19 protein-coding genes and 1 riboswitch are annotated in these 25,533 nt (G+C 53.0%); of the genes, 15 read left to right on the forward strand and 4 right to left on the reverse strand.

Annotated elements, in window-relative coordinates; translation table 11 throughout:
- Positions 1 to 368: 368 nt before the first annotated feature.
- Entirely contained in the window at positions 369 to 1,211 is an 843-nt protein-coding gene (locus tag MKZ24_RS05920) for an aldo/keto reductase (RefSeq protein WP_340781669.1), read from the reverse strand.
- A 446-nt stretch (positions 1,212 to 1,657) separates the two neighbouring features.
- Complete coding sequence (locus MKZ24_RS05925) at positions 1,658 to 2,863, reverse strand: MFS transporter (RefSeq protein ID WP_340781670.1); 1,206 nt, start codon at positions 2,861 to 2,863, stop codon at positions 1,658 to 1,660.
- A 170-nt stretch (positions 2,864 to 3,033) separates the two neighbouring features.
- Here MKZ24_RS05925 and MKZ24_RS05930 point away from each other — a divergent pair, with 170 nt between their 5' ends.
- The gene (locus MKZ24_RS05930; RefSeq protein WP_197073007.1) at positions 3,034 to 3,426 is read left to right on the forward strand and encodes a winged helix-turn-helix transcriptional regulator; all 393 of its coding nucleotides are present in this window, start codon (positions 3,034 to 3,036) and stop codon (positions 3,424 to 3,426) included.
- A gap of 155 nt (positions 3,427 to 3,581) precedes the next feature.
- Here the strand turns inward: MKZ24_RS05930 and MKZ24_RS05935 are convergent, their stop codons facing one another.
- Both MKZ24_RS05935 and MKZ24_RS05940 read right to left on the reverse strand, forming a co-directional pair.
- Positions 3,582 to 4,757: an ATP-binding response regulator gene (locus tag MKZ24_RS05935; RefSeq protein ID WP_042240745.1), complete on the reverse strand. Its 1,176-nt coding sequence runs from the start codon at positions 4,755 to 4,757 to the stop codon at positions 3,582 to 3,584.
- An 8-nt stretch (positions 4,758 to 4,765) separates the two neighbouring features.
- Positions 4,766 to 8,392, reverse strand: coding sequence for a response regulator (locus MKZ24_RS05940; RefSeq protein ID WP_340781671.1), 3,627 nt, complete (start codon positions 8,390 to 8,392; stop codon positions 4,766 to 4,768).
- Between the two features lie 245 nt (positions 8,393 to 8,637).
- Positions 8,638 to 8,741, forward strand: a riboswitch (purine riboswitch).
- Positions 8,742 to 8,907: 166 nt separating this feature from the next.
- Between MKZ24_RS05940 and MKZ24_RS05945 the strand changes: the two genes are divergently transcribed.
- From MKZ24_RS05945 to MKZ24_RS06010, 14 genes are all read left to right on the forward strand, one after another.
- Entirely contained in the window at positions 8,908 to 9,537 is a 630-nt protein-coding gene (locus tag MKZ24_RS05945; protein WP_042240744.1) for a xanthine phosphoribosyltransferase, read from the forward strand.
- Entirely contained in the window at positions 9,531 to 10,829 is a 1,299-nt protein-coding gene (locus MKZ24_RS05950; protein WP_039304744.1) for a nucleobase:cation symporter-2 family protein, read from the forward strand. Before MKZ24_RS05945 ends, MKZ24_RS05950 begins: the two co-directional genes overlap by 7 nt.
- A 139-nt stretch (positions 10,830 to 10,968) precedes the next feature.
- On the forward strand, positions 10,969 to 14,037 hold the full coding sequence (locus tag MKZ24_RS05955) for a hybrid sensor histidine kinase/response regulator (RefSeq protein ID WP_340781673.1): 3,069 nt from the start codon (positions 10,969 to 10,971) through the stop codon (positions 14,035 to 14,037).
- Positions 14,038 to 14,076: 39 nt separating this feature from the next.
- Positions 14,077 to 15,213: a response regulator gene (locus tag MKZ24_RS05960; protein WP_340781674.1), complete on the forward strand. Its 1,137-nt coding sequence runs from the start codon at positions 14,077 to 14,079 to the stop codon at positions 15,211 to 15,213.
- 207 nt (positions 15,214 to 15,420) lie between these two features.
- Positions 15,421 to 15,627, forward strand: coding sequence for a hypothetical protein (locus MKZ24_RS05965; protein WP_042243779.1), 207 nt, complete (start codon positions 15,421 to 15,423; stop codon positions 15,625 to 15,627).
- Between the two features lie 29 nt (positions 15,628 to 15,656).
- Positions 15,657 to 16,361: a hypothetical protein gene (locus MKZ24_RS05970; RefSeq protein WP_340781676.1), complete on the forward strand. Its 705-nt coding sequence runs from the start codon at positions 15,657 to 15,659 to the stop codon at positions 16,359 to 16,361.
- Entirely contained in the window at positions 16,358 to 17,581 is a 1,224-nt protein-coding gene (locus tag MKZ24_RS05975) for a glutathionylspermidine synthase family protein (protein ID WP_042240730.1), read from the forward strand. The genes MKZ24_RS05970 and MKZ24_RS05975 overlap by 4 nt, the downstream gene beginning before the upstream one ends.
- Positions 17,568 to 18,221: a hypothetical protein gene (locus MKZ24_RS05980; RefSeq protein WP_042240727.1), complete on the forward strand. Its 654-nt coding sequence runs from the start codon at positions 17,568 to 17,570 to the stop codon at positions 18,219 to 18,221. Before MKZ24_RS05975 ends, MKZ24_RS05980 begins: the two co-directional genes overlap by 14 nt.
- Complete coding sequence (locus MKZ24_RS05985) at positions 18,218 to 18,610, forward strand: DUF350 domain-containing protein (RefSeq protein ID WP_042240724.1); 393 nt, start codon at positions 18,218 to 18,220, stop codon at positions 18,608 to 18,610. Before MKZ24_RS05980 ends, MKZ24_RS05985 begins: the two co-directional genes overlap by 4 nt.
- Positions 18,611 to 18,709: 99 nt before the next feature.
- Positions 18,710 to 19,726 (forward strand): potassium channel protein, encoded by a 1,017-nt coding sequence (locus tag MKZ24_RS05990; protein ID WP_340781677.1) that lies wholly within the window; start codon positions 18,710 to 18,712, stop codon positions 19,724 to 19,726.
- A 189-nt stretch (positions 19,727 to 19,915) separates the two neighbouring features.
- On the forward strand, positions 19,916 to 21,079 hold the full coding sequence (locus MKZ24_RS05995; RefSeq protein ID WP_340781678.1) for a hypothetical protein: 1,164 nt from the start codon (positions 19,916 to 19,918) through the stop codon (positions 21,077 to 21,079).
- A gap of 18 nt (positions 21,080 to 21,097) precedes the next feature.
- Positions 21,098 to 22,645 (forward strand): glycan biosynthesis hexose transferase WsfD, encoded by a 1,548-nt coding sequence (gene wsfD, locus MKZ24_RS06000; RefSeq protein ID WP_340781679.1) that lies wholly within the window; start codon positions 21,098 to 21,100, stop codon positions 22,643 to 22,645.
- Entirely contained in the window at positions 22,642 to 24,222 is a 1,581-nt protein-coding gene (locus MKZ24_RS06005) for a hypothetical protein (protein ID WP_340781680.1), read from the forward strand. The genes wsfD and MKZ24_RS06005 overlap by 4 nt, the downstream gene beginning before the upstream one ends.
- A gap of 37 nt (positions 24,223 to 24,259) precedes the next feature.
- Positions 24,260 to 25,510 carry a glycosyltransferase family 2 protein gene (locus MKZ24_RS06010; protein WP_042240711.1) on the forward strand — a complete coding sequence of 417 codons (1,251 nt, stop codon included), beginning with the start codon at positions 24,260 to 24,262 and terminating at the stop codon, positions 25,508 to 25,510.
- The last annotated feature ends 23 nt before the right edge of the window (positions 25,511 to 25,533 follow it).

Genomic DNA, 25,533 nt, shown 5'->3' on the forward strand with positions numbered 1-25,533 from the left:
GGCAAAGGGGCGAAGAGTAAAGAATGAGAGTAAAGAGTAAAGAGTAAGAGCAAAGAGTAAGAGCAAAAAGCTCCCCCTTCAGAGTGTGAAGGCGGGAGCTTCTACTATTATATTAAGAAGCACTAAAGAAATTAACGAAAAGCAAAAACAAAGCGGAGGGGGAATTTGGAATTGTAGGAGCGATAGCGACCGCTTTGTCACCGGATTTCTACCGCGAAAAGCGGTTCGAATCATGTAAATCTGGGGACAACAACGGCCGGAAGTCCAAATGTTCAGCGCAGTGACGACCAAGCTTCAAATTCAAATCTTAAGTGTACCGTATATAGCAGTTATAATGCGTGCTGGACACCTGGCGGAACGCCTACCGCTTAGAAATCAAAATTGTCCGGATCGGGGCCGGTCCGCTGATCCCGATTGAGGCTGTCAATGCGCTCCATGTCGGCGCTGCTCAGCTCGAAATCGAACAGGGAGGCGTTCTCGATGATCCGCTGCTCTCTGGTTGATTTCGGAATGGTGACGATCCCATGCTGCAGATCCCAGCGCAGGATGATCTGGGCAACGGACTTGCCGTGGCTGGCGGCGATCTCAGCCAGCACCGGCTGATCCAGCAGCTGGCCCTGCATCAGCGGAGCCCATGCTTCCATCTGGATACCATGCGTCTTAGCGAAGCTCCGCAATGGCTGCTGGGACAGATAAGGGTGCAGCTCAACCTGATTGACCATCGGCTTGATCTCGGCATCCTGGAGAATATCCTCCAGATGATGAATCTGGAAATTGCTGACGCCGATGGCTTTGACGCGGCTGGCTTTATAAAGGGCTTCTAGCGCTCTCCAGGACTCCTTGTATTTGCCCTTCACCGGCCAGTGAATGAGATACAGATCCAAATATTCTAGGCCCAGCTTCTCAAGACTGGCCTCGTAAGCGGCAAGGGTCTCTTCATAACCAAGGTCTGCATTCCAGACCTTGGAGGTTATGAACAGCTCTTCGCGGGCCAGCTTGTTATCGGCCATAGCTTCCTTGACTGCTTGCCCCACTCCGCGTTCGTTGGCATAGACTGCGGCTGTATCAATGCTGCGGTAGCCGTGGGCAATTGCGGACTTCACCGCCTGCACCAGCCCGTCGCCGTCCTCTACCTGAAAAACTCCGAGTCCAACCCACGGCATATTCACGCCGCCCTGAAGTATAGTTGTATCTTGTAAATGCTGTGCCATATTGAATGACCTCCTGAAGGAATAGTGTAGTTAAAGGTAAGATAATAATTAGACAAGCGGAACATTCAATCCGCAGATCTGATTCGCTGATGACAGAATGAAAACATTAATTTCAAACTGGACGGGCAGAAATGTTGTACGTAGTGCAGCTTTGATTCCCTGATATCTGGATTTTCTAAAGGATTGTTGTATTAAATACAATAATTTCTTCGATAAGCTGCTTACAAGACGAGAAATGCTGCCTTTTATCCAACAATCTTGAAATTTGCCCGGAATAAAAAGGGTAATGTTGTATTTTGGGCAGGATTTTAGGAAGCAAGGAGCTCTCCCCGCCATAGCCGGCGAGTTAATACGAGAAAGGGATTGCGGCAGCTATAGCCTAAATCAGACCATACATGCCGCTTGACTGCGCACACTGCCTTTTGCGGCGTACACAGCATTGCAGGTTAAGCAGCTTCCGTCCGCTGCATACGCTCGTCTCTGTTCTCCAGCGCCCGGCTCCAGGCCGTGAGCAGAACGGCCCCGAAGACCATGACTGCGCCCACCCAGGCGGTGTGGATCAGTCCCATATGATCGGTGACCAGCCCGCCGAGATAGGCGCCGATGGCGATGCCTGCATTGAAGGCGGCAATGTTGACGGCAGAGGCGACATCTCTGGCGCCGGGTGCGAACCGGTCAGCCAGCATTACTACATAGACCTGCAGCCCGGGGACGTTCATGAAGGCGAGCAGCCCCATGAAGAAGATGGTGATCAGGGCAGCGGTCTTGAATGGAGCCGTGAAGGTGAAGATCAGCAGCACGGCAGCCTGCAGGGCGAACATATAGAATAAGGCGTTCATCGGCTTGCGGTTCGCTGCTCTGCCGCCGATCACATTGCCGATGGCAATGGCGATGCCATAGACGAGCAGGATCACGGCGACCGTCTTCTCCTGGAAGCCGCTGATCTCATGCAGCAGCGGGGAGAGATAGGTGAAGACGACGAACGTTCCGCCGTAGCCCAGGGCTGTAATGGCAAAAGCCAGCAGCAGGCGGCCGTTCGTCACCAGCTTAACCTGCTCGCGCAGCGGCGTACGGGTCCCCTTGCGGAGTCCGGCGGGTACCAGAATCAGATTGGCGATCAGCGCGAGGATGCCGATCACCACAATGGCGGTGAAGGCAGCCCGCCAGCCCAGCTGCTGTCCGAGGAAGGTGCCGAGCGGCACGCCGGTGACCGTAGCTACGGTAAGCCCGGTGAACATAATGGAGATGGCGCTGGCCCTGCGGTTCTCGGGCACCAGATCGGCGGCGATGGTGGAGGCGATCGACATGAACAGGCCATGCGAGAGGGCGGATATCACCCGGGCGGCCAGCAGAGTGCCGATTCCGCCAGCAGCGGCCGCAAGACTGTTACCGGCGATGAATACGAGCATCAGCAGGAGCAGCAGTGTTTTGCGGGAGACTCTTGTCGTCAGCGAGGTTAGCACAGGCGCACCGAAGGTTACGCCGAGTGCATACAGAGTTACGGTTAATCCGGCGGTGGTCACGGATATATTCAGGTCATCAGCAATGAGCGGCAGCAGCCCGACACTGATAAACTCGGTTGTTCCTATCGCAAAGGCGCTGATCGCCAGAGCCAGCAGCGCGAGGGTACTTCTTTTTGTGTCCAGAGACATGTTCTTCACTCCTACTATGGTAATCACCGGCCGGTAAGTGCTATTATGGAGTACAGATACGCAAATGGACAGTACGTACTTTAAAGTACTATAGGTACCAAAAAGTACCCATAAACTACCCGCTGGCGACACATAAAGGGATGTACAGTGAGCATACAGGAGGCACTATAATGGCTAAAAAATATAATATTTCGGTCGAGGCTACGCTTGAAGTGATCGGGGGGAAGTGGAAATGCGTTATACTATGCCACCTGACGCATGGCAAGCTGCGGACAAGCGACCTGAAGCGGCATATGCCGAATATTACGCAGAAAATGCTGACCCAGCAGCTCCGCGAGCTGGAGCAGGACGGCATCGTCAACCGGATTAGCTATAATCAGGTTCCGCCCAAAGTGGAATATGAGCTGAGCGAATATGGACAGACGCTCGGGTCCATTCTGGATTCCCTGTGCGCCTGGGGAGAACAGCATATTATTAAAGAGTATGGCGATAAATTCGCCGTGCTTGAGGACAATGTGCTGAACAACAAAAAGGTGGAAATGCTGCCTGGCGGCGTGGAATAAGCGTGGAATAAGGCGCAGCAGACCTATGAGCGTACACAAAGAACCGTAAGTCTCCGGGGGGAGACTTACGGTTCTTTGATGTGCCTGGACTCCGGGAGTTCTGCTCAAAAGAATACGGTACAGTTGCGGAAATCATCAGATGGACTCGGCCCGTCTTAATCCGGTTGTCCTTCACTGACCTGAATCGTGAAGATGAAGACGGCACCTTGCTCAACATCCTGCTTAGCGTAGATTGTTCCGCCCATCAGGTCGACCAGCATTTTGCAGATGGACAGCCCGAGTCCGGTCCCCCCGAACTTACGGTTGATCGTAGCGCCGATCTGGGTGAACGGCTGGAACAGGTATTTCATTTTGTCCGCAGGAATGCCGATGCCGGTATCTGCAATAATGAACTCAAGCTCCATTACCCTATCCATCGCTTGCCGGAGATGAACCCCTACCTTAACGCCGCCCGAGTAGGTGAACTTGATTGCATTGCCGATCAGGTTGTTCAGTACCTGGCGCAAACGGTTGGGATCGCCCACGAGCAGCGCGGGAATGGCAGGATCGATGAAGGTCTCCAGGGCCAGATTGCGTTCCTTGGCGAGTGCCCGGAAGAGATCCACGGTTTCCTTGATGCAGGAGTGGAGGTTGAACAGCTCATAGTCCAGCTCCATTTTGCCGGATTCAATCTTGGTGAAGTCCAGGATATGATTAATGACAGACACCAGCGCGTGGCCGCTTGTATGAATGATTTCGGCCATTTCCAGGTCATCCGCCGCCAGCTCAGAGGTCCGCAGTACATCTGACATGGCAATAATTCCGTTCAGCGGTGTGCGGATTTCATGGCTCATCATGGCGAGGAAGCCGCTTTTGATCCGTAGAGCGACTTCGGCAGTGTCCTTCAGCTCGGTCAGGACGCTATTCGCGGCCTCCAGCTCCTGGGATTTAAGCTGCAGCTCTTTGTGGGTCTGATAGAGGCGGACGAAGCCGTCAATTTTGCTCTTGAGCACGATCGGATGGAACGGCTTGGTCAGGAAATCTATAGCTCCGGCTGAATAGGCCATCATATAGTTCTCCAGCTCTGAAGTCAGCGCGGTGAGGAATATAATCGGGATGTCACGCGACTTTTGACGCGCTTTGATCCGCTTCGCCGTTTCAAATCCATCCATGTCCGGCATGAGCACATCCATAATAATCAGGGCGAACTCCTGCTCTAGCAGACACTTCAGGGCCTCCATGCCGGAGGTTGCACCAATCAGCTGATAAGGGGTGTCGGCCAGCAAAGCCTGTATCGACAGGAGCTCATCCGGCCGGTCATCGACAAGTAAAATATTAATAGGATACTCCATAATTCCTCCTACTGAATCAACCATAATTTCAGCACACTCACCAGCTGTGTCGTATTTATCGGTTTGGATATATAATCGTTCGCTCCGGCCTGCAGGCATTTGACCCGGTCTTCCTCCAGGGCGCGGGCGGTTAAGGCGATAATCACCAGCTGTTCATACTCCGGTCTGAGCCGGATATGCTTCATGGTCTCGTAACCATCCATCTCCGGCATCATAATATCCATGAATACGAGCTCAACATCCGGGTGTGTCTCCAGATGCTCGAGGGCTTCTTTACCATTCTGGGCAAAGCTGATCTCCATATTATAACCTTCGAGCACACTGGATAACGCAAAAATATTACGCATATCATCATCCACAAGCAGTATGCTTTTTCCGGCAAACGCCGACTCCGGATTGTGCAGATTCTCGATCAGGCGCTGTTTGTCTGGCGGCAGATCGGCATGCTTGCGGTGCAGGTATAAGGCCGTATCATCGTAGAGCCGTTCCATAGACCGTACATTCTTGATGACAATGCTCTCGGCGTAGTGCTTGAGGCGCTGCTCATCGTTCTTGCTGAGATCCTTGCCTGTATAGATAATGACCGGCAGGGTTTGCAGCTTACGGTTGGTTTTGACCTGCTCCAGCAGATCGAAGCCGGAAATATCCGACAGGCCTAAGTCCAGCACCATGCAGTCAAAATGATGACTGGCCAGATGCTCCATCGCTTCCCTGCCTGTGCCGACCGCAATAATGTTCACATCGGGATGGGCGATGAATTCGACAAGGCTGCTGCGCAGAATCTTGTTGTCTTCAACAATCAGCAGGCTCTTCACCGGACGGCGGATATACGTCTCAATCTGCAGGAAGGCTGCCTCCAGCTCGGCATAATCACTTGGCTTCTTCCAGAAGGACAAGGCGCCCATCGCCAGGCTCTGCTGATTCTCCTCGGCTGTCGAGATGACATGCACCGGAATATGGCGCAGCTCCGGCCGGCTCTTCAGCCGGCTGATAATTGACCAGCCGTCCAGAACGGGAAGATGCAGATCCAGCAGGATGGCGTCGGGCTTGTAGGCATGTGCAAGCGCCAGACCCTGATCGCCCTGGAAGGCGACGATCGCCTTGAAGCCCCGGCTGCGCGCCAGTTCAAGCAGCATAGTGGCGAATTCCGCATCCTCCTCTATGATCAGCAGGAGGATGTCACCGGGGAGCAGATTGACGCGGTCATCTTCCATCTCGGCATATTGCAGCAGCTTCGGATTCGAGATGGAAATATCGGGAACGAACGATTCCCGGAAAGCTGGATTCTCCCGGCTGTTGGTCTCGCAGCCCGGCATATCCGCAGTGGCTGCGGCTGCAAAGGTAGCGGCAGCCAGCGCCTGTGCGTCCTCTCCCGGCTCGACTGCAGGAATGATCAGCGAGAAGGTGCTGCCTTTGCCTTCAACGGAATCCACTTCAATTCTTCCGCCCAGCAGGGTAGCCAGCTCGCGGCAGATCGTGAGCCCAAGACCGGTGCCGCCGTATTTGCGGCTGGTGGTGCCGTCCGCCTGCTGGAACGCTTCGAAGATGCTCCCCAGCTTGGAGGCGGCAATGCCGATGCCGGTATCACTGACAGAGAAGATTACTTCTTCGCCGCTGGTGCGGATGGACAGGGAAACGGAGCCTTGCTCCGGGGTGAATTTAATAGCATTGGACAACAGATTATTCATGATCTGCTGCAGTCTGTGGCCGTCGGTCATCAGATGGTCAGGTAGCCTGCTGTCTGAATGGACATCGAACCGGAGATTCTTTTTCTTGGCCTGCTGTTCAAAATGGCGGAAGACGTGGTTGCTAAGGTCCTGCAAAGAGACCGGTTCAAGAACGGAGGTCATCTTGCCGACCTCCAGCTTGGCCAGATCGAGAATCTCGTCGATAAGCTGCAGCAGATCCTTGCCTGCAGAGAAGATGGTATGCACATATTCCAGCTGCTTCGCCTCAAGATTGCCTTCCTTGTTCTCGGCGAGAATCTGCGAGAGGATCAGCAGGCTGTTCAGCGGTGTTCTCAGCTCATGCGACACATTGGCAAGGAATTCCGATTTATACTGGGCAGCTAAGAAGATTTCCTGGGCCTGCGCCTGAATCTCCTCTTTCTGCTGTTCGGTAAGTTCAACTTGAAGCAGCAATTGGTCATGGGAGGCCGCGAGTTCTTCTTTTTGGGTCAGAAGTTCATCGGCCTGCGCCTGCAGCTCGTCCGTCTGGGCCTGAAGTTCCTCCGTCTGCGTCTGAAGTTCCTCTGTCTGCGTCTGAAGTTCCTCTGTCTGGGCTTGGAGTTCCTCCTTCTGGTCCAGCAGTTGGTTCGTTTGCGCCTGAAGCTCCTCGGCCTGATCGGCAATCTCGGCCTTCTGGCGTTCAGTAATCTGCAGCTGCTGCTGCATATCGCGGTTGGCGGCAGACAATTCGTCAGCCTGCGCCTTGATCTCCGCGGTTTGACGGCTGGTAATCTCCATCTGCTGCTGCAGCTCCAAATTAGAGGCGTACAGTTCTTCCGTCTGCTGCCTCAGTTCATCGGCCTGGGCTTCAATCTCGGCTTTTTGTTCCTCTGTCAGCTCCATTTGCGCCTGAAGCTCTTCATTGGAGGACAGCAGGTTCTCGGCCTGCATCTTCAGCTCTTCTCCCTGATCCTGGAGCTGATCGGTCTGCAGCCGCAGTTCCTCGGTTTGGGCCATAAGCTCTTCGGTCTGTGCCTCCAGCTCTTGGGTTTGTGCCGTCAGTTCCTCGGTCTGCGCTTCGAGCTCTTCTTTCTGCAGCTGGGTTTCACTCAGCAGTTCTTCAATTCTGGCCACGCCGGCCAAAGTATTGATCAGCACTCCCATGTTCTGACCGGTCCGCTCGATCAGCTCGTGCTCCTTGGAGCCAAACGGGTGCAAAGCTGCCAGCTCCATTACGGCTACCACTTCCCGCTCATGCATAATCGGGACTACGATAAGCGATGAAGGGGAAGCTTCACCCAGCGCGGAATGGACTTTGATATAATGCTCCGGAAGATCCACCAGCACGAGGGTCTGCTGATCCACCGCGCATTGTCCGACCAGTCCGCTGCCCAGCTGGATGGGTTCGAGGCGGCGTGCCGATTCGTCAAAGGCATAGCCAGCTGCGAAATTCAGCTGACCTTCCTGCTTCATATATACGGCTCCATAGCTTCCGCCGACAGCGACAGCCAGCCTGCTGATAAATACACGCGCTGCTGTCTGCAGATGCACCGATCCTTGAAGCTGCATAGCCATCTCAGACACCTGCGTATTAATCCAGGCCTGCTCCTCCGCTTTCATGCGCAGTTCGCGTTCTTCAGCGGCTCTGTGGTGAAGATCGGCGGCCAGCGTATAGTAAGAGTCCGCGAGCTGGCCGAATTCATCCTTGCGCACAGTAGCTGCGGCTGCAGGGTTAAGCGTCCCATCGGCGATATCCCGGGAGATACTCGTAATCCGGTCCAGCCCGTGGTCTATATTCCGCTGAATGCTGAAGATGAGGCCTATTCCAATCAGAATGCCGACCCCGCCTAATGCAGTAGCGAAAATTCGGGGAATGCCCTCCAGATAGAGAGTAGATATAGTAATCATACTGCCCAGCAGCAGTATAGATGCGAGTGTTGCTAACCAAACCTGTTGTTTAATCCTCATAGTTCGCCGCCTTTGTTCAGTTAGTACTACCAAATATGTATAAGTATACTTTCTATAGACGGCGGGCGAAATAGAAGACATAGAGAAAATACCGAAAAACCTAAATTTACAAGATTTTCAGGTGTTCATTTCCAGCTGAAATGCGGGTGTATTTCATGAAAAACTTTGAAATTCACAGCAAATATACTTAAAATTTTGCTTGTAAGGATCATACAGAGCGTGTAAGATATACGAAGGTTTTTAAAAACAGGCTTATCATAATACCTCATATAATCTTGGGAATATGGCCCATAAGTTTCTACCGGATGACCACTGTAATTATCCGACTATGAGTGAAATAGCGCATCTAGGGTTCCGTTTCTTGTGCTGCGGCAGAGGAAGGACTGGTCCAAGCGATGCGGACACGCTTATGTGTTACACCACTAAGGGACAAAAACCCAGAAGGACAGATTCACTTGAGAGAAACACTCAAGGGGATCTGTCCTTTTTATTTTAAAGGAGGAAGAATCGCTGTAATGAAAGTACTGGAGGAACGCATTAGACAAGAAGGCTTAATTTTATCGGAGACTGTGCTGAAGGTAGACTCGTTTCTGAATCATCAGGTGGACACGGAGCTTGCGCTGCAAATCGGGCAGGAATTCAAAGCTATCTTCGGAGATCAGCCCATTACCAAGGTGCTGACTGTAGAGGCCAGCGGCATCCAGTTCGCCATGGCTGCAGGCATTGCGCTGGGTGTGCCGTTTATTTATGCCAAGAAAAAGAAGGCTGTTACCCTCACCGAGGCGGTCTACTCCGCACCGGTGCATTCCTTCACCCGTCAGGAAGACTACCTGATCAGCATCTCGCAGAAGTATCTCGGACCTGGCGACAACGTGCTGATTGTCGATGACTTTCTGGCTACCGGTGCAGCGCTTATAGGCCTATGCGATATCGTGGAGGAGTCCGGGGCGCGGCTGATGGGAGTCGGCTGTGTCATTGAGAAGAGCTTCCAGGAAGGACGCAGCCTGCTGGAGCAGCGCGGAATTCCGGTACATGCCCTGGCGCGGATTGCTTCGATGTCTCCAGGAGAAGTTCACTTTATAGATAATCCCTGCACCGGCACTGCCCGTGCGGAAGAATTAATTAAGGAGAGTGCAGGATGCTAAGCAAACAGAAGATATTCGCCCTCGGGCTTCAGCATGTGCTGGCTATGTACGCCGGAGCTGTGATTGTGCCGCTGGTGGTCGGCGGGGCACTGAATTTGAACGGAACGCAGATGGCGTATCTGATCGCAGCGGATCTGTTCACCTGCGGACTGGCAACACTGCTGCAGATTATGGGCAGCAAATATTTCGGAAGCGGACTTCCCGTTGTACTCGGCTGTACCTTTACTGCAGTCAGCCCGATTATCGCTATCGCTTCAGGCTCCAATCTCCCGACAGCGTACGGGGCTATTATTATCTCCGGTCTGTTCGTTGTACTGGCAGCCCCGATATACGGGAAGCTGCTGAAATTCTTCCCTACAGTAGTAACCGGCTCCGTAGTAACGATCATCGGGCTCTCGCTGATCCCGGTAGCGATGAATAATGTGGCCGGCGGACAGGGCAGCGCTGATTTCGGCCAGCCCCGCAATCTGCTGCTGGCCCTGATTACACTGCTCGTAATTCTGGCGGTGAACCGCCTGACTACAGGTTTCCTGCGTTCCGTATCTGTACTGGTAGGCCTGGTTGTCGGAACCGTAATCGGCTATGCCATGGGCATCGTACATTTCTCTACAGTGACTACGGCCTCTTGGGTGAGTGTGGCCCAGCCATTCTACTTCGGCTGGCCGCAGTTCAGCATTACTGCGATCTTCACGATGATTATCGTTAATATTGTGTCCATGGTGGAATCGACGGGTGTGTATTTTGCCGTGGGCAAGGCTACAGACCAGCAGGTAGAACAGAAGCAGATCGTGAACGGCCTGCGTTCTGAAGGGCTTGCCATCATGCTCGGCGGATTGTTTAATGCGTTCCCTTATACGGCGTTCTCCCAGAATGTCGGCTTGCTGTCGCTGACCCGGGTGAAGACGCGCAATGTTATTTTTGCCGCCGGCGGAATTATGATCGTGCTCGGGCTGCTGCCGAAGCTGGCAGCGCTGACTACAGTCGTGCCGAATGCGGTGCTTGGCGGGGCGATGATTGTCATGTTCGGATCGGTTGCCGCATCCGGCATGTCGATTCTCTCGGATGTTGACCTGCGTAAGGATGGCAATCTGCTGATTGCCGCCTGTAGTATTGCTGTCGGTCTCGGCTCTGCTGTGCTGCCGTCCATGTTCGACCAGCTGCCGGAATTCGCCAGAATGCTACTGCAGAACGGAATCGTATCCGGGTCTCTGACAGCAATTATTCTTAATATCTTTCTGTCCAAAACCCAGGAGAGCACAGCTTCCGCAGTCGCAGCTCCGGAAGTAAAGTGAAATATTCCTAAAATTTTAATCTAATAAGATAAGCAGCCGATTCCGAAATAAATGGGAATCGGCTTTTTTAGTGCACTTAAGTAAATAGAATTTAATGTATAATTTATACATTGACAGCTAGAAGGGAATGGCATGGCGCATGAAAAAATATTGGCTGAGTATTCTAGGCAGTCTGGTGCTGGTGTTGATCATTCCATTGCTCTCTGTCCTCCAGACTTTCCATATAAACCGCGGAATGCCGCAGGCCCGGCAAGGTATGATCGATCTGCGCAGCTGGGACTTCGGCAAAGACGGTGTTGTGAAGCTGAACGGGGAATGGGAGCTGTACCGCGGCGCGCTGCTGATGCCTGAGGTGTTCTCCAAGGAGCGGAAGGACCCGGGCGTGCCTGCCGTGTCCGGAATGGTACAGGTTCCGGGGAAGTGGAATCCTTATATATCCGTCACCGGGGAACCCGCAGCCAAAGGGTACGGCACTTACCGTCTGCAGGCCAGGATTGCCTATGGGGAAGCCGTAGTGTACGGTCTGCGCACCAGCAACATCCGTACGGCAAGCCGGGTCTTCGTGAACGGGCAGGAGATTGGCAGCAGCGGCAGCCCTGCTCCCACGGCTTCTGAGGGGAAGCAGAATAATATACCCTATACGGGGTTTGCTTCGGTGACCGGAGATACCATGGAGATTATTGTACAGGTGGCGAATTACAGCTACTCCTCCGGAGGTATCGTTATGCCGATTGTCATCGGTAATCAGGGCTCTATTATGAAGCACCGCGAATTTGCGCTGTTTGTAGACGGCGGGGCGCTGTTCGGATTTATTATTCTTTCTCTATTCCTGCTGATGTTCTCCAAGGTTAGAGAGAGCCGGGGGGTCACCCTTTATCTGGGTCTATTCTGCATGGCGGCCTTTGTCTACATTCTGACCCACGGCGAGAAGCTGATCTCGGCAGGGCTTCCCGGGCTTCCGTATGAAATTGTGCTCAAGCTGCAGCTGGCTTCTTCCACGCTGGTCTACTATTATCTGCTGCGCTATGTCGCCAATTCCGTGAATTACCCGATGTCTATTGCGGTCATTAAGGCATCTAAAATGATTACGAGCATGCTGCTGCTGATCTCAATATTCATGCCGGCCTATCTATTCAGCTATCTGGAGGGCATGCTGCTGACCTGGGGTGCGGTAAGTATCGGCTTTGTGCTCTACTCTATGGTTCAGGGAACAAGGCGGAACCCGAAAAATATGTTCCTGATGATGGTCAGCATTGAGAGTCTCAGCGTCGTTATTATTTGCTACCTGGTCAGTTTTATGAACCTGTCATTCAGCTATTTCATAATCTCTTATGAAATTGTCCTGTTCGGGTTCGTTCAGGCGATTATTATGACCCGGCAATATGCGTCCTCTTTCCTTGAGGTGGGGCAACTGTCACGCAGGCTGCAGACACTGGATGGCTTGAAGGACGATTTCATCTCCGATACTTCCCATGAGCTCCGCAAGCCGCTGCAGGGAATGGTCAACATGGCCCAGACACTGGCGCAGGGTGCGGCAGGCTCCGTGAGCAGTGCCCAGAGTGAGCAGTTGCTCATGATTGTCTCGACGGGCAAGCGGCTGTCAGCCTTAATCAATGATATGTCTGACTTCGCGAAGCTGAATCACGGCTCGCTCTTTCTGCGCCGGCAGGCGGTGGATCTCCGCACCGCGGCTGTTTCCATCATGGAGGTGACGCGCCAGGTATACGGAAAGTCCAATCTTGAATTCCGCCTGGACCTGCCCGGGGAGCTTCCCCTGCTGGAGACGGATGAACAGCGCCTTGCTCAAATTCTGTATAATTTATTGGAAAATGCCGTCAATTATACGCCTCAAGGCGTGATAACGCTGTCTGCAGAGGTTAAAGAAGAGTATGTTGCCATTCTTATCACGGATACGGGGAAGGGGATTGCTCCTGAGCGTTTGCACTCCATCTTTGATGCATATGATCCAAGCGGACCCGCAGCCCAGAAAGCCTACCGGGAAACCGGACTCGGTCTCAGCATTACCCAGAGGCTGGTTGAGCTGGCCGGAGGAGAGATAGAGGTGCATTCGGAGCTGGGGCACGGCTCTGTCTTCCGCTTCACACAACCCATCCTGCGGAAAAGCAAAGCGCTGCTGGAGCAGGAGTATCTGGATATTACCGGCTGGGAGGCGGCGGCAGTCCAACTGCCGGGAAAAGAACCAGTCCTGCCGCCGCCTGCGGAATGCTGCTTCATTCTGGTTGTGGATGATGATCCTGTCAATCTTCAGGTGCTGGTTAGTGTGCTGCAGCTGGAGAACCATTCGGTGATTACGGCCAGCAGCGGGGCCGAAGCTATAGGTAAAATACAGCAGTACCCTGAACTCGATCTCGTCATCGCAGACTGGGTGATGCCGGAAATACCTGGATTGTTATTATGCAAAACGATCCGTGAACGGTTTGTTCTGTCGGAGCTGCCGATTCTGGTGCTGATGGCGAGCAGCCGCCCCGAGGATATCCAGGCTGCGTTCGAAGCCGGAGCCAATGATTATCTGAGCAAGCCGGTGGAACTGCGTGAGTTCAAGGCGCGCGTGCAGACACTGCTCGATATGCGCAAGTCTGTCCGGATATCCGTTCAGGCGGAGATTGCCTTCCTGCAGGCCCAGATCAAGCCGCATTTCTTGTATAATGCGCTCAATGCGATCATCTCCGTATGTCCGGTAGACCCGGATAAGGCCACTGATCTGCTGCTGGATCTCAGCCAGTACCTGCGGAGCAGCTTTGACTTCCAGAACCGGGGACAGACCGTTCCTATTGAGAAGGAGCTGGGGCTGGTTCAGTCCTATCTCGCCCTCGAGCAGGCGCGGTTTGACGAGCGGCTGAATATCGAGTTCGATGTCCCGGACGATATTATGGGACTGGTTCCGCCGCTCAGCATTCAGCCGATTGTAGAGAATGCCGTCAACCACGGGCTGATGCAGAAGGAGGCTGGAGGGACAGTGCAGCTGTCGATTCAACTGCTGCCCGGCCAGCTTGTGGTTGCCGTCAAAGATGATGGTGTCGGGATGTCTCCGCAGCGGATTGCGGAGGTTCTGTCAGAAGAACGGACAGAGGGCGGCATCGGACTGCGGAATATTCAGCGCCGGCTGCTCAAAATGTACGGAACAGGCCTGAGTATTCACAGTGTGCCCGGCCAGGGGACGGCGATATCTTATACAATTCCTAGATAAGCGACACTCGAGAACGATGACATGAGGTGAGTCCTTTCAATGAAAGCGATACTAATCGATGATGAAAAGCCTGCATTGCAGCATCTGGAGCGCCTGCTCCTGAAAGACGGACGTCTGGAGATTACCGGCAAGTATACTTCGGCAAGACGGGGACTGGAGCATCTGGAGCGGGAGAAGGCGGATATCGTCTTCCTGGATATAGGTATGCCTGAGATGAACGGGCTGGAAGCCGGCGAGTATATAGCCGGTCTGGACCGGAGCACGCGGATTGTCTATATCACAGCATACAGTGAGTATGCTATTGAGGCTTTTGAACTGAACGCCGCCGACTATCTGCTGAAGCCGGTAACCTCCCAGCGCCTGAGCAAAACGCTCGAACGCCTAGAGATTCGCATAGAGCAGAATGAAGCGCGTGTGGAGGCGCTCCCGGAGCCTGCAGCTGCCGTCAAACAGCTCTCGATTCTCTGCTTCAAACGTCTGGAGTTCATGGACAGCACGGAGCCTGGGCGCAAGATGCAGTGGAGAACCAGCAAAGCGCAGGAAGTGTTCGCCCTGCTGCTCCATAACCGCGGCCAATGGATTCTTAAGGATACCATTGTGGATTGGGTCTGGCCGGACTTCAAGCCGGAGAAAGCAGTAACCAACCTGCATACAACGGTGTACCATATCCGTAAGCTGCTTAAGGCTTGGGATATGGATGTGCGGGTTGAGTTCTCGCAGGAGCGTTACAGGCTGACCAAGGAGAAGGTGCTGCTCGATCTGGAAGAATTCGAGCTGGGATACTGCAATACCTCTGTGGAATCGGAAGAGGAATGGGCGCGCAGAGAAGCGGTGCTGAGTCTGTACCGCGGAGACTATCTGGAAGAACATCATTATGACTGGGCAGAAACGCGGCGCAAGGAATTGCAGATCCGCTTTATCCGCATGTCGCTGCATTCGGCCGAATATGAATTATCCTCCGTACGTCACCGGCAGGCACTGGACAGGCTGCTGATTCTGCAGGCACTAGACCCGTATTCCGATCAAATCTGCCGGCTGGTGCTGAGAAGTTACGCCGACCTGGGAGATTTCATCGGGTTTAGGAAACACTACGATAAGTATAAAGAACTGCTACAGCGGGATTTAGGCATCCAGCCGGATCATGTCATAGACAACTGGGTCCAGAAGGTGCTATAAATCAGCCGGGGGTATTCATCCTAAGGACATTGCCATTATTATTTGTTAGGCATAGAATTTAGTTGAGCCCGAACAGATAATATAGATAGGGATGGAGTGCTGGGGGTACAGATATTCCAGGCTGCGCGAGTTGAAACGAAATAATAGCGGCAGCGTATCAGAAGCATAAGAGTGTTCAGAAGGGATTGGTATGGTGTGGATAATGGAATGAAGGTCATTCTGTTCGAGAAGATGCCGGAAGGAGACCTGCAGATTATTGAGGAGCGCGTCTGGAGCATGAACATGATCACGGCCCTGGAGCATGTGAATTATATAGTCGTAGGCGGCCGTGAGTTTGAGGCTGTAGAGGGCCGGCTGAATGTGGACGAAGGGAAGCTTGAGCTTCTGCTGGTTCCGATGCGTACCGAAGGTTAAGGAACATTATCAGGAAAGGAGGGCCCAAGTTGGCAAAAGACGAAAATGTTAAAGAACCTGCTGTAAGCAGGCTGTTCACCCCTGATGGCAAGCCGATCCGCGTATTGTCGACCTCGCTCGGCATTGCCCTGCTGGCCAATGCGTTATTTATTCCCGGAGGCGCTGGTGCCAGCGGGAGTACCGGCGGTACGGGGGATGAACCGAAGCTGGTATCCTGGTCTACCGAGGAAGTTAAGAATTATTTCGACAAGAATGTTGACTGGAATATTCCATATCCGGATGAGAATCAGGAGGAGACTGTCCAGGAAGGGCAGGGAGCGGTAACATCAGGCGGGACAACGGTAATTAACAACTATGGCGGTTATAACTCGGGATTCGGCTGGGATGATTTGCTCCTATATCACATGCTGTTCAACAGCGGTTCGTTCTACTCATCAAGAGGCTGGTACAATGACCGGCCGACTTATTACGGAGGCACACGTACTGCCTATAAGCCACCAACCTACAGCAGCGGCAGCTTCCAGAACAAGCCTGTAGCCGGATCAGTGGTGAAACCGAAGACTTCGACTTCATCGACCGGCTCCATCACCAGAAGGAACACCTCTTCGAAATCAGGCGGAATCGGCGGCACCTCCAGCGGGCTGGGCTCGAACAAATCAAGCTCCTCGACTTCGAAGTCCAGCTCAAGTAAAAGCTCCGGCAAAAGCTCAAGCAAGAGCGGCTTCGGCGGATGATTCCGGCAGAGAGCGTCTTCGAATATCTGGACCAGTCCGCTCTGGAGCGGGCACCCCGGGTACAGCAGCTGCATGAGCTGGGCTTCACCTGGGCTGACCTGGAGGAAGAGGAATATTGGCTGGATGCGATAGCTGTAATGCGCGGAGAGACCTACCGGGAACTGAAGGATGCCTCATCAGGACTGTGGATGGTTCTGGATAAGGCGGTCCGCTACGTCCATCTTAAGCATGACCTGTATGATCTGCTGGGAATTCCCCCGGTGCTGTGGCAGATGCTCGACGACTGCCCAATGCCTGAGCCGGGGCTGATTAGCCGGTATGCCCGGTTTGATTTTGCTGTAGCCGGAGACGGGACGATTAAGCTGCTGGAGCTGAATGCCGATACGCCGACCGGCTATGTGGAGGCCTCTATTGCTACGCCGTGGATCTGCGCAGAGGCAGGTATTGGGAATGCCAATGCCGCAATGAAGCAGCAGCTTGCTGCCGCCTGGGGCGCTGAACGTCCGGATACGGCAGCCTGTGTTGCCTATGGCAGCCATCAGGAGGATACCGGAACGATAGATGCACTGGCAGCACATAGCGGACTGGATATCCGCTGCGTCGATTGCTTGGACCTGTGGATTGATGAAGGTGTAGTGAAGGACGCAGAGGACCGGATCATTGAGCGGATGTTCGCGCTCTATCCGAAGGAGTGGATGGCTGTGGATGAAGGCGGCGACGCCCTGGCCTACGCCATCGAGACCGGGAAGCTCCAGCTGTTCAACGGTCCGCACAGCATCATCCTGCAATCCAAGGGGCTGATTGCTGCGGTATGGGGGATGTATGAGCTGGGCCTGCTGTTCAGCGAAGAGGAACGTCAGGTCATCTCCCGTTACATACTGCCTACGTATAATAAGGCGGTATTCTCCGAAAGCTTTGTGTCCAAGTCTGTCTTCGGCCGGGAAGGCGGGTCCGTGCGGATTTTTGATGACAGCGGTACGCTTGAAATAGAGGATGAAGAAGGCTATGACAGCAGCCAGCTGTTCCCGGTGGTCTATCAAAAAAGAGCCGAAATGGCCCGGATTCAGACCAGTGAAGGAGAGCTTCACCTGCTGACCGGCATGTTCGTGATTAACGGGAAGCCCTGCGGTCTGCTCGGCAGGGCTGGCGGACCGATTACAGGCAATGCCAGTCATTTTATCGCGCTAGGAGTGAGGGGGCTTGAAGATGAACAAGGGTAGAGAGGGACGTGCCGCCGGACGCAGAATTAGGGGCGGGGCGCTGACCGCAATGCTGCTTCTGGCAGTCATGCTGCTAAGCGCATGCTCAGGAAACAGTAACAGTGTGTTCCATACGGATACAGAAACAACGGACAGTGTATCGCGGGTACCGTGGGATTACCGGGTGGTCGAAGGCAAGGTAGGCGATCTGATCGGCAGCGACATGACCGTGCTGCCGGATAATGAGCTGCTGCCTAACGACGGCAATTATGCTACAGGCGATACCATATGGACGCTGCAGTTCATGGACGCTGAGCTCGTGACAGATGCCGATCAGAAGAACGATATCAAGCTGTCTTCCTGGACTACGCTTAAATCATACGGGGACCAGAAGACAGCAACGGAGGATCTGGCTAATCTCAAGGTATCGATCACAACTGATGTAGATCTTGTCGGGGTATACAAAACCCAGTATCAGGATAAAACCAGAAACTTTGCCGTACTTGAGCTGCCTTCCGGCAACCGGATCAAGCAGCCGATTGACGACAAGCGCTATACAGCACTCGAGAAACAAAAGACAGCCTCCGTAGTGCTGGAGGAAGTACATGATTTCGCCGACTATGATTCGGCCTATGCGAAATTCCGGGGGTGGGCTAATTGACGATTGTTATTAATCTGGTGGTTAGTATTCTGACCATTGTTCTGCTTCAGGTGCTGGGTATGGTTGTATTCACCCTGATGACGCCTTTTAAAGACATGGAGGAGCTGAAGAAGGGGAATGTCGCGGTATCACTGGCCTTTGGCGGCAAGTTTCTGGCCACGGCGATCATTCTTGGTGTGGCGGCCTATACGAATACCTCAATCTGGTTCATGATGCTCTGGTTCGCGGTGGGGTATGTGTGCCTGGTTGCCTCTTACTGGATCTTTGAGCTGTTCACTCCCGGGTTCCGGATTTCGGAGCAGCTGCAGAAAGGGAATGTTGCGGTAGGCGTAACACTCTGTATGGTCTTTGTCGGAACAGCGTTTGCGGTCAGCAGCCTGATTATTTAAAAGGACCGGCCTTACAGCAGGGCAGCTGCCGTACCTGGGATGTTGGGGCGGCAGCTGCCCGGCCGGCTTAAGCTAACTACCCGAAAGCAGGGATGAGCATTGCATTTTCTAATCCGAATTTCCGGCAAGCTGCTGCATCTAAAGAAGAAGTCCATAGCTCTGATCATCCTGGCATTCATCATTCTGAGTGCAACCACTGCGTTCCTGCTGGAGCCGGACACTTTTCATAACTGGTTCAACGCCTTTTATTGGGTAATGACCACAATGGCTACTGTAGGCTACGGCGACTATTTCGCTACTACAGCCATTGGTAAGGTATTTACGATATTCATATATATCTTTGGCATCGGACTGCTCAGTTTGGTCATCGGTAAGGTTATCGATGCCATGGGAGAGATGCAGCGCAGGAGAGGAGCCGGAACCTTGAACTTTCACGGGCATAATCATGTCATACTGATTAACTGGAGCCGTAAAACGCAGGCGGCTGTGGATGAAATTCTGTGTTATGACGCCAAGTGCAAGATCGTGATCATTGATGAGAACGGCCGGCATCCATTGGAACAGCTGGAGCAGGTTCACTTCATCAGCGGGGATGCTTCCAGTGATGATATTCTGCTGAAGGCGAACATCGGGAGCGCCAGAGCGGCGATCGTGTTCGGCGATACCCGCATAGACGAGGCCTCGCTGAGCGACGGCAAGACGCTGCTGATCGCCTCCAGTATTGAACGGATCGCCCCGCAAGTACATACAACCGTAGAAATCATGCAGGAGAAGAACATTCAGAACTTCAAGCATGTTCATGTGAACGAGTTCGTGCTCTCCCATGATGCCATCTCCAGACTCGCGGTAAGATCTGCCCTGCAGGAAGGCAATTCTGAAGTGATCACCCAACTGCTCAGCCGCCAGCATGGCGATGATATCTATGAGATTCCGCGCAGCAGTGCCTGGAATACCTATGGTGACGCCTTTCAGGCTCTGCTGCGGCAGGGAGCAACCCTGCTGTCCGACCGTGGCGACCTTGGCATTAACCGTAAGCTGGAGCAGCCGATTCCGGCCGATGCCAGACTCTATATTGTTGCCGATGAGGAGACTTACCGGAGAATTAAAACAGGCTAAAGTATATTGTAAACATAAGCAGGGCTGGTTGGGTCGATTTGATCCAGGCAGCCCTGCTTTTATTTGAATAAATGGAATTATCTATGATTTAGACACATAATGTTCGCCAAAACAGTAAACAATGTGACATAAATTACCGTTATATTATTATGGCCAATATAAAGACTTGTCTTTTAAGGATGTGATGAATTGGGGAGTACACTCAGCAAGGCTGCTGCACTGGGAATATCGCTGCTTCTGATCACCTCATGCAGCGGTAATCAGGCCCGGCCCGTACCATCCGCGGCTACTTCTTCTCCGGCAGTTACTCCTGCGGGAACGAACGTGCCGGAGGAGCCGCTGCTTGACACAGCGGGTGAAGTACAGCAATTACTGAAATTCATAGATACGCAGCTCACTGGCCCCTACGGGGTATATACGAATTTGCAGGAAACCGGCGAATCGGCAGAGATGGCTACAGGCCATGAGGTTCTGAGCGAATCGGCTTCTCTTCTGATGAGGGCGGCCGTGCTTAACGGAGATCAGAAGAGATATGACCAGCAGTGGACGCTGGCCCGCGATACCTTCGATATGGAGGGCGGCTTCAGTTACAGGTTCAGTCCTAAGCAACAGAAGCAATACACCGTCAATGCAGCGGTAGACGACCTGCGGCTGATCGGCGCTCTGTATGAAGCAGGAGAGGTATTTAATCAGCCTGAGTATACGGAAGCAGCCGATAAATATGGCCGAAGATTCTATGATAATAATGTAAAAGATGGATACATGTATGATTTTTATGACAATATTTTCAAAACCACCAACGGGTTCGTAACTTTGTGTTATATTGATCTGAGTGTGTTGCGAAAATTGTCGATATCTAGCGAATTAAGCGGTATATTGTTGAATAATATGGGCGGAATTCTGGAAGACGGATATTTGTCCGACTCTTTCCCGTTCTATGAGACAAGATTTGATTACAAGACAGGCCAGTACAGTTCCGAACATATCAACACAGTAGAATCTTTGCTTACCATTCTTCATTTGACCGAGAGCAACCGGCAGAAGCCGGCGAGCATCCGTTATATCAAAGAGCAGGTTACGGCGGGCACACTGTACGGGCAGTATACGCGTGACGGCCAGCGGACGAATGATATCCGTTCTACGGCGATTTATGCGCTCACGGCCATGATCGGCGCTGTGCTGGGCGATCAGTCTCTCTACACATCCAGTATTGAACGGATGAATGAATTCAGAGCCGTGAATGCTGCAAGTCCGCTGTATGGCGGGTTCGGTGATGAGGCTGCCGGCCAGGCGTATTCTTTTGACAACCTGATGGCGCTCCTCGCTTATTCCTATTCCAACCCACAACAATAGTAACGAAGGTGAATCCGTATGATAGACAACCCAGTGAAAACATCAACCCGGCCCGGCATAACCCTTGCCAGCCTTCGGATTACCCCAGCGTTTGCCGCGGCTTTTGGCGTATTGCTCGTAACAGTCATCGCGCTCTTTACCGCTCCCTATGTGGGAATGGCAGATAACGGTGACTTTTTCCGGATTATATATAGCAATGGACTGTACTTCAACCTCCCGGATTATGACAGCCAGTATTTCGGGTATTTCGTCAAGCAGTTTGGAATCTACCAGTACTACAACGAGAACAGCTCGATGCTGGTCTCCTCCCAGTCCCTGTTTATCAAGCTGGCGCTGTTCGTCAATAAGCTGGTATTCAGCAAGGAAGTGTTCGATATCCGGTTTCAGGCCGCGATCTATACGCTCCTGTATGTAGCTGCTGTCTACTTGCTCATTGAAGCCGTTACGTTCAAGATGTCCCGGAAGCGGGGGATGATTGTTGCGGTTCTGGCAGTTTTTATCTTCGGGGACACGGGGTATACCGCCTACTTCAATTCGTTCTTCGGCGAAAGCCTGGTAATGGTCACGATGATTCTGGTGTTCGCCTCATGGCTGCTGCTGTACCGAAAACGATACAACGATTACGCCATGCTGGCGGTACTTCTGGTCAGCACGCTGATCCTAACGACCTCCAAGCAGCAAAATGCTCCTGTGGGCATGGTGATTTCCCTGCTCTCTATCTCACTTGTCTGGATCCGCCGGGATAAATTGTTCCGCTGGGTCACGCTCCTGTCCGCCGCCCTGATGATGTTCGCCGGTGTTGCCACCTATCTTAATATCTCCAAAGAGTTCGTGAATATTAACCAGTATCATGCCATGACCCGCGGAGTGCTAATGGAATCAGAGAATCCGGAGACCGCGCTTCAATCCTTCGGGATTAATGAACAGTACGCAATTCTCAAAGAGAATACCTATTATGATCAATACGGGACCGTGGATGTGAAATCGGATCTGCTGGAAAAGGATTTCTACAGCCAATACGGTTTCGTCTCGATTCTGAAATATTATGTTACGCATCCGGACCAGCTGGGCTCGATTCTCGATACGGCTGCCGAAAGCGCCTATACGATCAAGCCCGCGGCGATGGGGAATTATGAGAAATCTGCTGGCAAGGAGTTCCGGGCGCAGAGTCATTTCTTCAATGTATACAGTACGCTGAAGGAGAAGCTGGCTCCCCGCACCTTTGCCTTCATCCTCCTCTGGATGGCTGTGATTACAGGTGTCTATATGCCTTCCTTCGTGAGCGCGGTCCGGGTGCGGGACTACCGGGGAATGCAGCGGCTGTTCGTGATTCTGGCTACAATGCTTGTCGGATTGTCCGGCATTGTAGTCTCCATTATCGGAGCCGGCGATGCCGATATTGCGAAGCATGAATTCCTGTTTACCTTAGCCTTTGACCTGATCACTTTCCAGGTCATATCGAGCGTCATTGGCCGCGGAATCTCCTCCCGGAAATCCATGCCGGCTGCACCGCCTTCCGTGCCGGCCCCAGAATATGCTGCCCTGAATAATGGGGTGAGCCTTTGAAACGCGGAGGGATCATCGTTCTACTGCTGCTCCTGGCTGGGAATCTCCTGCTGCCCGCCCCGGCTGCTTCCGCCCCGGCTGCTTCCGCCCCGGCTGCTTCCGCCGCCGCGTCACCTGCCGCTGCGCAGCATATTCTGCTGCTCTATGACAGCCTGGCGAGGGGCACGGGGAATGAAGGGAATGTGGCAGAGCTGCAGCGGCTGCTTGCCGCTTACAGTACACAGGTTACGCTTAAGAATATATCCGATTATGAGCAAGGCAGCCTGTCTGCCTACTCCGGAATGATCACCGTCATTAACAGTGCGGAGCTGAAGATTACGAATAGGGCTTACTTGCAGGACGCAGCAGGCTATAAAGGGTCGGTGATGTATGTCGGATACCAGCCGCCGGACCGGGTGCAGCAGGCCATGCAGCTGAAGACAGACGTGTGGCATGGAGCCAGCGCAAGCCTCTCCATCGGCGGATTCACCGGCATTCCGCTGGAAGTGGAAGAAATGCCTTATATCACTGCTTCACAGGGCGGCCGTACGTACGGCGGGTGGTCTTTTGAAGATGGCGGGGTGCAAATGCCCTACGCGGTAAGCCGCGGCGAATTTACTTATATGCCCTATCTGAAGCCTGGCGATTTAAGCAGCATGGCCGCGGCATATGTATTGAAGGATTGGCTGAAATCCTCCGCCCGGCCCCGTACGTATCTGGTGCTCAAGGAGATCTATCCCTTCTCCGATCTCGAGCTGCTTGAGCAAACGGCAGACAAGCTGTATCAGAGCGGAATTCCATTCATCGCCAGTGTCCGGCCGGTGTTTGGCAATACGGATTTTCCGGCGATGAAGCGGTATCTGGAAGCCCTGAGAACGGTGCAGTCCCGTAATGGGAGCATTGTTGTCAATGCTCCGGCGGTCAGACCGCCGATCAGCCTTAGTGACCGGTCGCTGCATGTCAAGATGAACAGCTTCATCAATGTGCTGGCGGAGGGCGGTGTAGCTCCGCTGGGTATGGCTGCAGAAGGCTACTGGACGTATGACAAGGAGTATTCTACGGCGGGTATGGGCTTCTTCGACTCGGCGGTACTCTATGCGGATGAAGAAGCCAGATATATGGAACAGACGGATACCTCGGTCACCTTCCCGTCCACCCTGTACAGCCTCCCACTGGAATTCCTGCAAGGGATCAGCAGGACCGGCAAGGCGATGCCGGAGCTTCCGCTGAATGCGGCAGTTACTGTCGACTTGCCTGAGGATGAGGCTGCACTGGACAGTCTGATGCAGAATCTGGAGGAAGAGTGGTATACGTTCGCCGACTATAAACGGGAGGCCCATAACGTTGTTACAGATATCAACACCATCGAATCAGCGGATGGGGTAATTTACATCAACGGCAACTATCTGAACGTCGACTATACCCCGCAGACAGTCGCAGCCGATTACCAGTACCAGGAGGAGCAGGCTACGAGCTTCAACAGGCTGTTCAGCGTGCAGAACCAGTTTTTTATTATTGTGATCCTGATTGCACTGCTCTTGTTCGGAGGGCTGCTTACGATCGGCTACAGGCTGTACCGGAGGAAATATTTGAAATAAGGAATCCGGAAAAATCAAACAACATTAGGAGAATAATATGACGGTCTCAGACGTGCTGATGGTCATTGCGGTGATCTGCATCTGGTCACTGCTGCTGGTGAATGTAGCGCTGATTATAGCGGGCTACCTGTACTATATTGAAACTGAGAATAAGGCAGTGCCGGAGATCAGGGGTGAGTATCCGATGGTGACGATTATGGTCCCTGCGCATAACGAGGGCGTGGTCATCAGCAAAACGGTGGAATCCCTGCTGGCGCTCGATTACCCGCATGACCGGTATGAGATCATCGTCATCAACGATAATTCCTCGGATAACAGCGCGGAGCTGCTTAGCGATATCCAGCAGAGGAATCCGCAGCGCAATCTGATCATCATTAATACGGATGCTATTAGCGGCGGCAAAGGCAAATCCAATGCGCTGAACATTGGCTTCACCCGCAGCAAGGGGGAGCTCATTGCCATCTATGATGCTGACAATACACCGGAACGCACCGCTTTGCGCTATCTTGTGGCTGAGATCATGAATGACTCCACCCTGGGAGCAGTCATCGGCAAGTTCAGAACCCGCAACCGCGATGCAAGCCTGCTGACCCGGTTTATTAATATTGAGACGCTGTCGTTTCAATGGATGGCACAAGCCGGCCGCTGGAAGCTGTTTAAGCTCTGTACGATTCCGGGAACGAATTTCATTATGCGCAGGTCTATTGTAGAGAGTATCGGCGGCTGGGATGTCAAGGCAATTGCCGAGGACACGGAGATTAGCTTCCGCATTTATATGATGGGGTACCGGATCAAGTTCCAGCCGAAATCGGTCACCTGGGAGCAGGAGCCGCAGACGGTGAAGGTCTGGTTCAAGCAGCGGACACGCTGGGCGAAGGGGAATATCTATGTCATTGTGAAGAATCTTCCGCTCCTCTTCGACCGGAAGGCGGCGAAGATCCGCTTCGATATCCTGTATTATGTCTCGATCTATTTCCTGCTCCTGATCTCGCTGGTCACCTCTGATGTTCTGCTTGTCCTTCATGCGATGGGGTACGTCCATACGACCATTGCCGGGCTCAGCAGCTTCCTGTGGCTGCTCGCCATTGTTCTATTCGTGGTCGGAATCTTCGTTACGCTGACAACGGAGAAAGGCGAGATGAGCCTGTCGAACCTGTGGATCATTCTGCTGATGTATGTTTCGTACTGCCAGCTGTGGATGGTGGTTGCGGCTTATGGACTGTATAACTATCTCAAAGACGTCATTTTCAAACGGGAAGCCAAATGGTACAAAACCGAGCGCTACTGAAGCGCCGGAGGAGAAGAAATAAG

This window comes from Paenibacillus sp. FSL R7-0297 (genome assembly GCF_038009025.1).
Lineage (GTDB): Bacteria > Bacillota > Bacilli > Paenibacillales > Paenibacillaceae > Paenibacillus_AQ.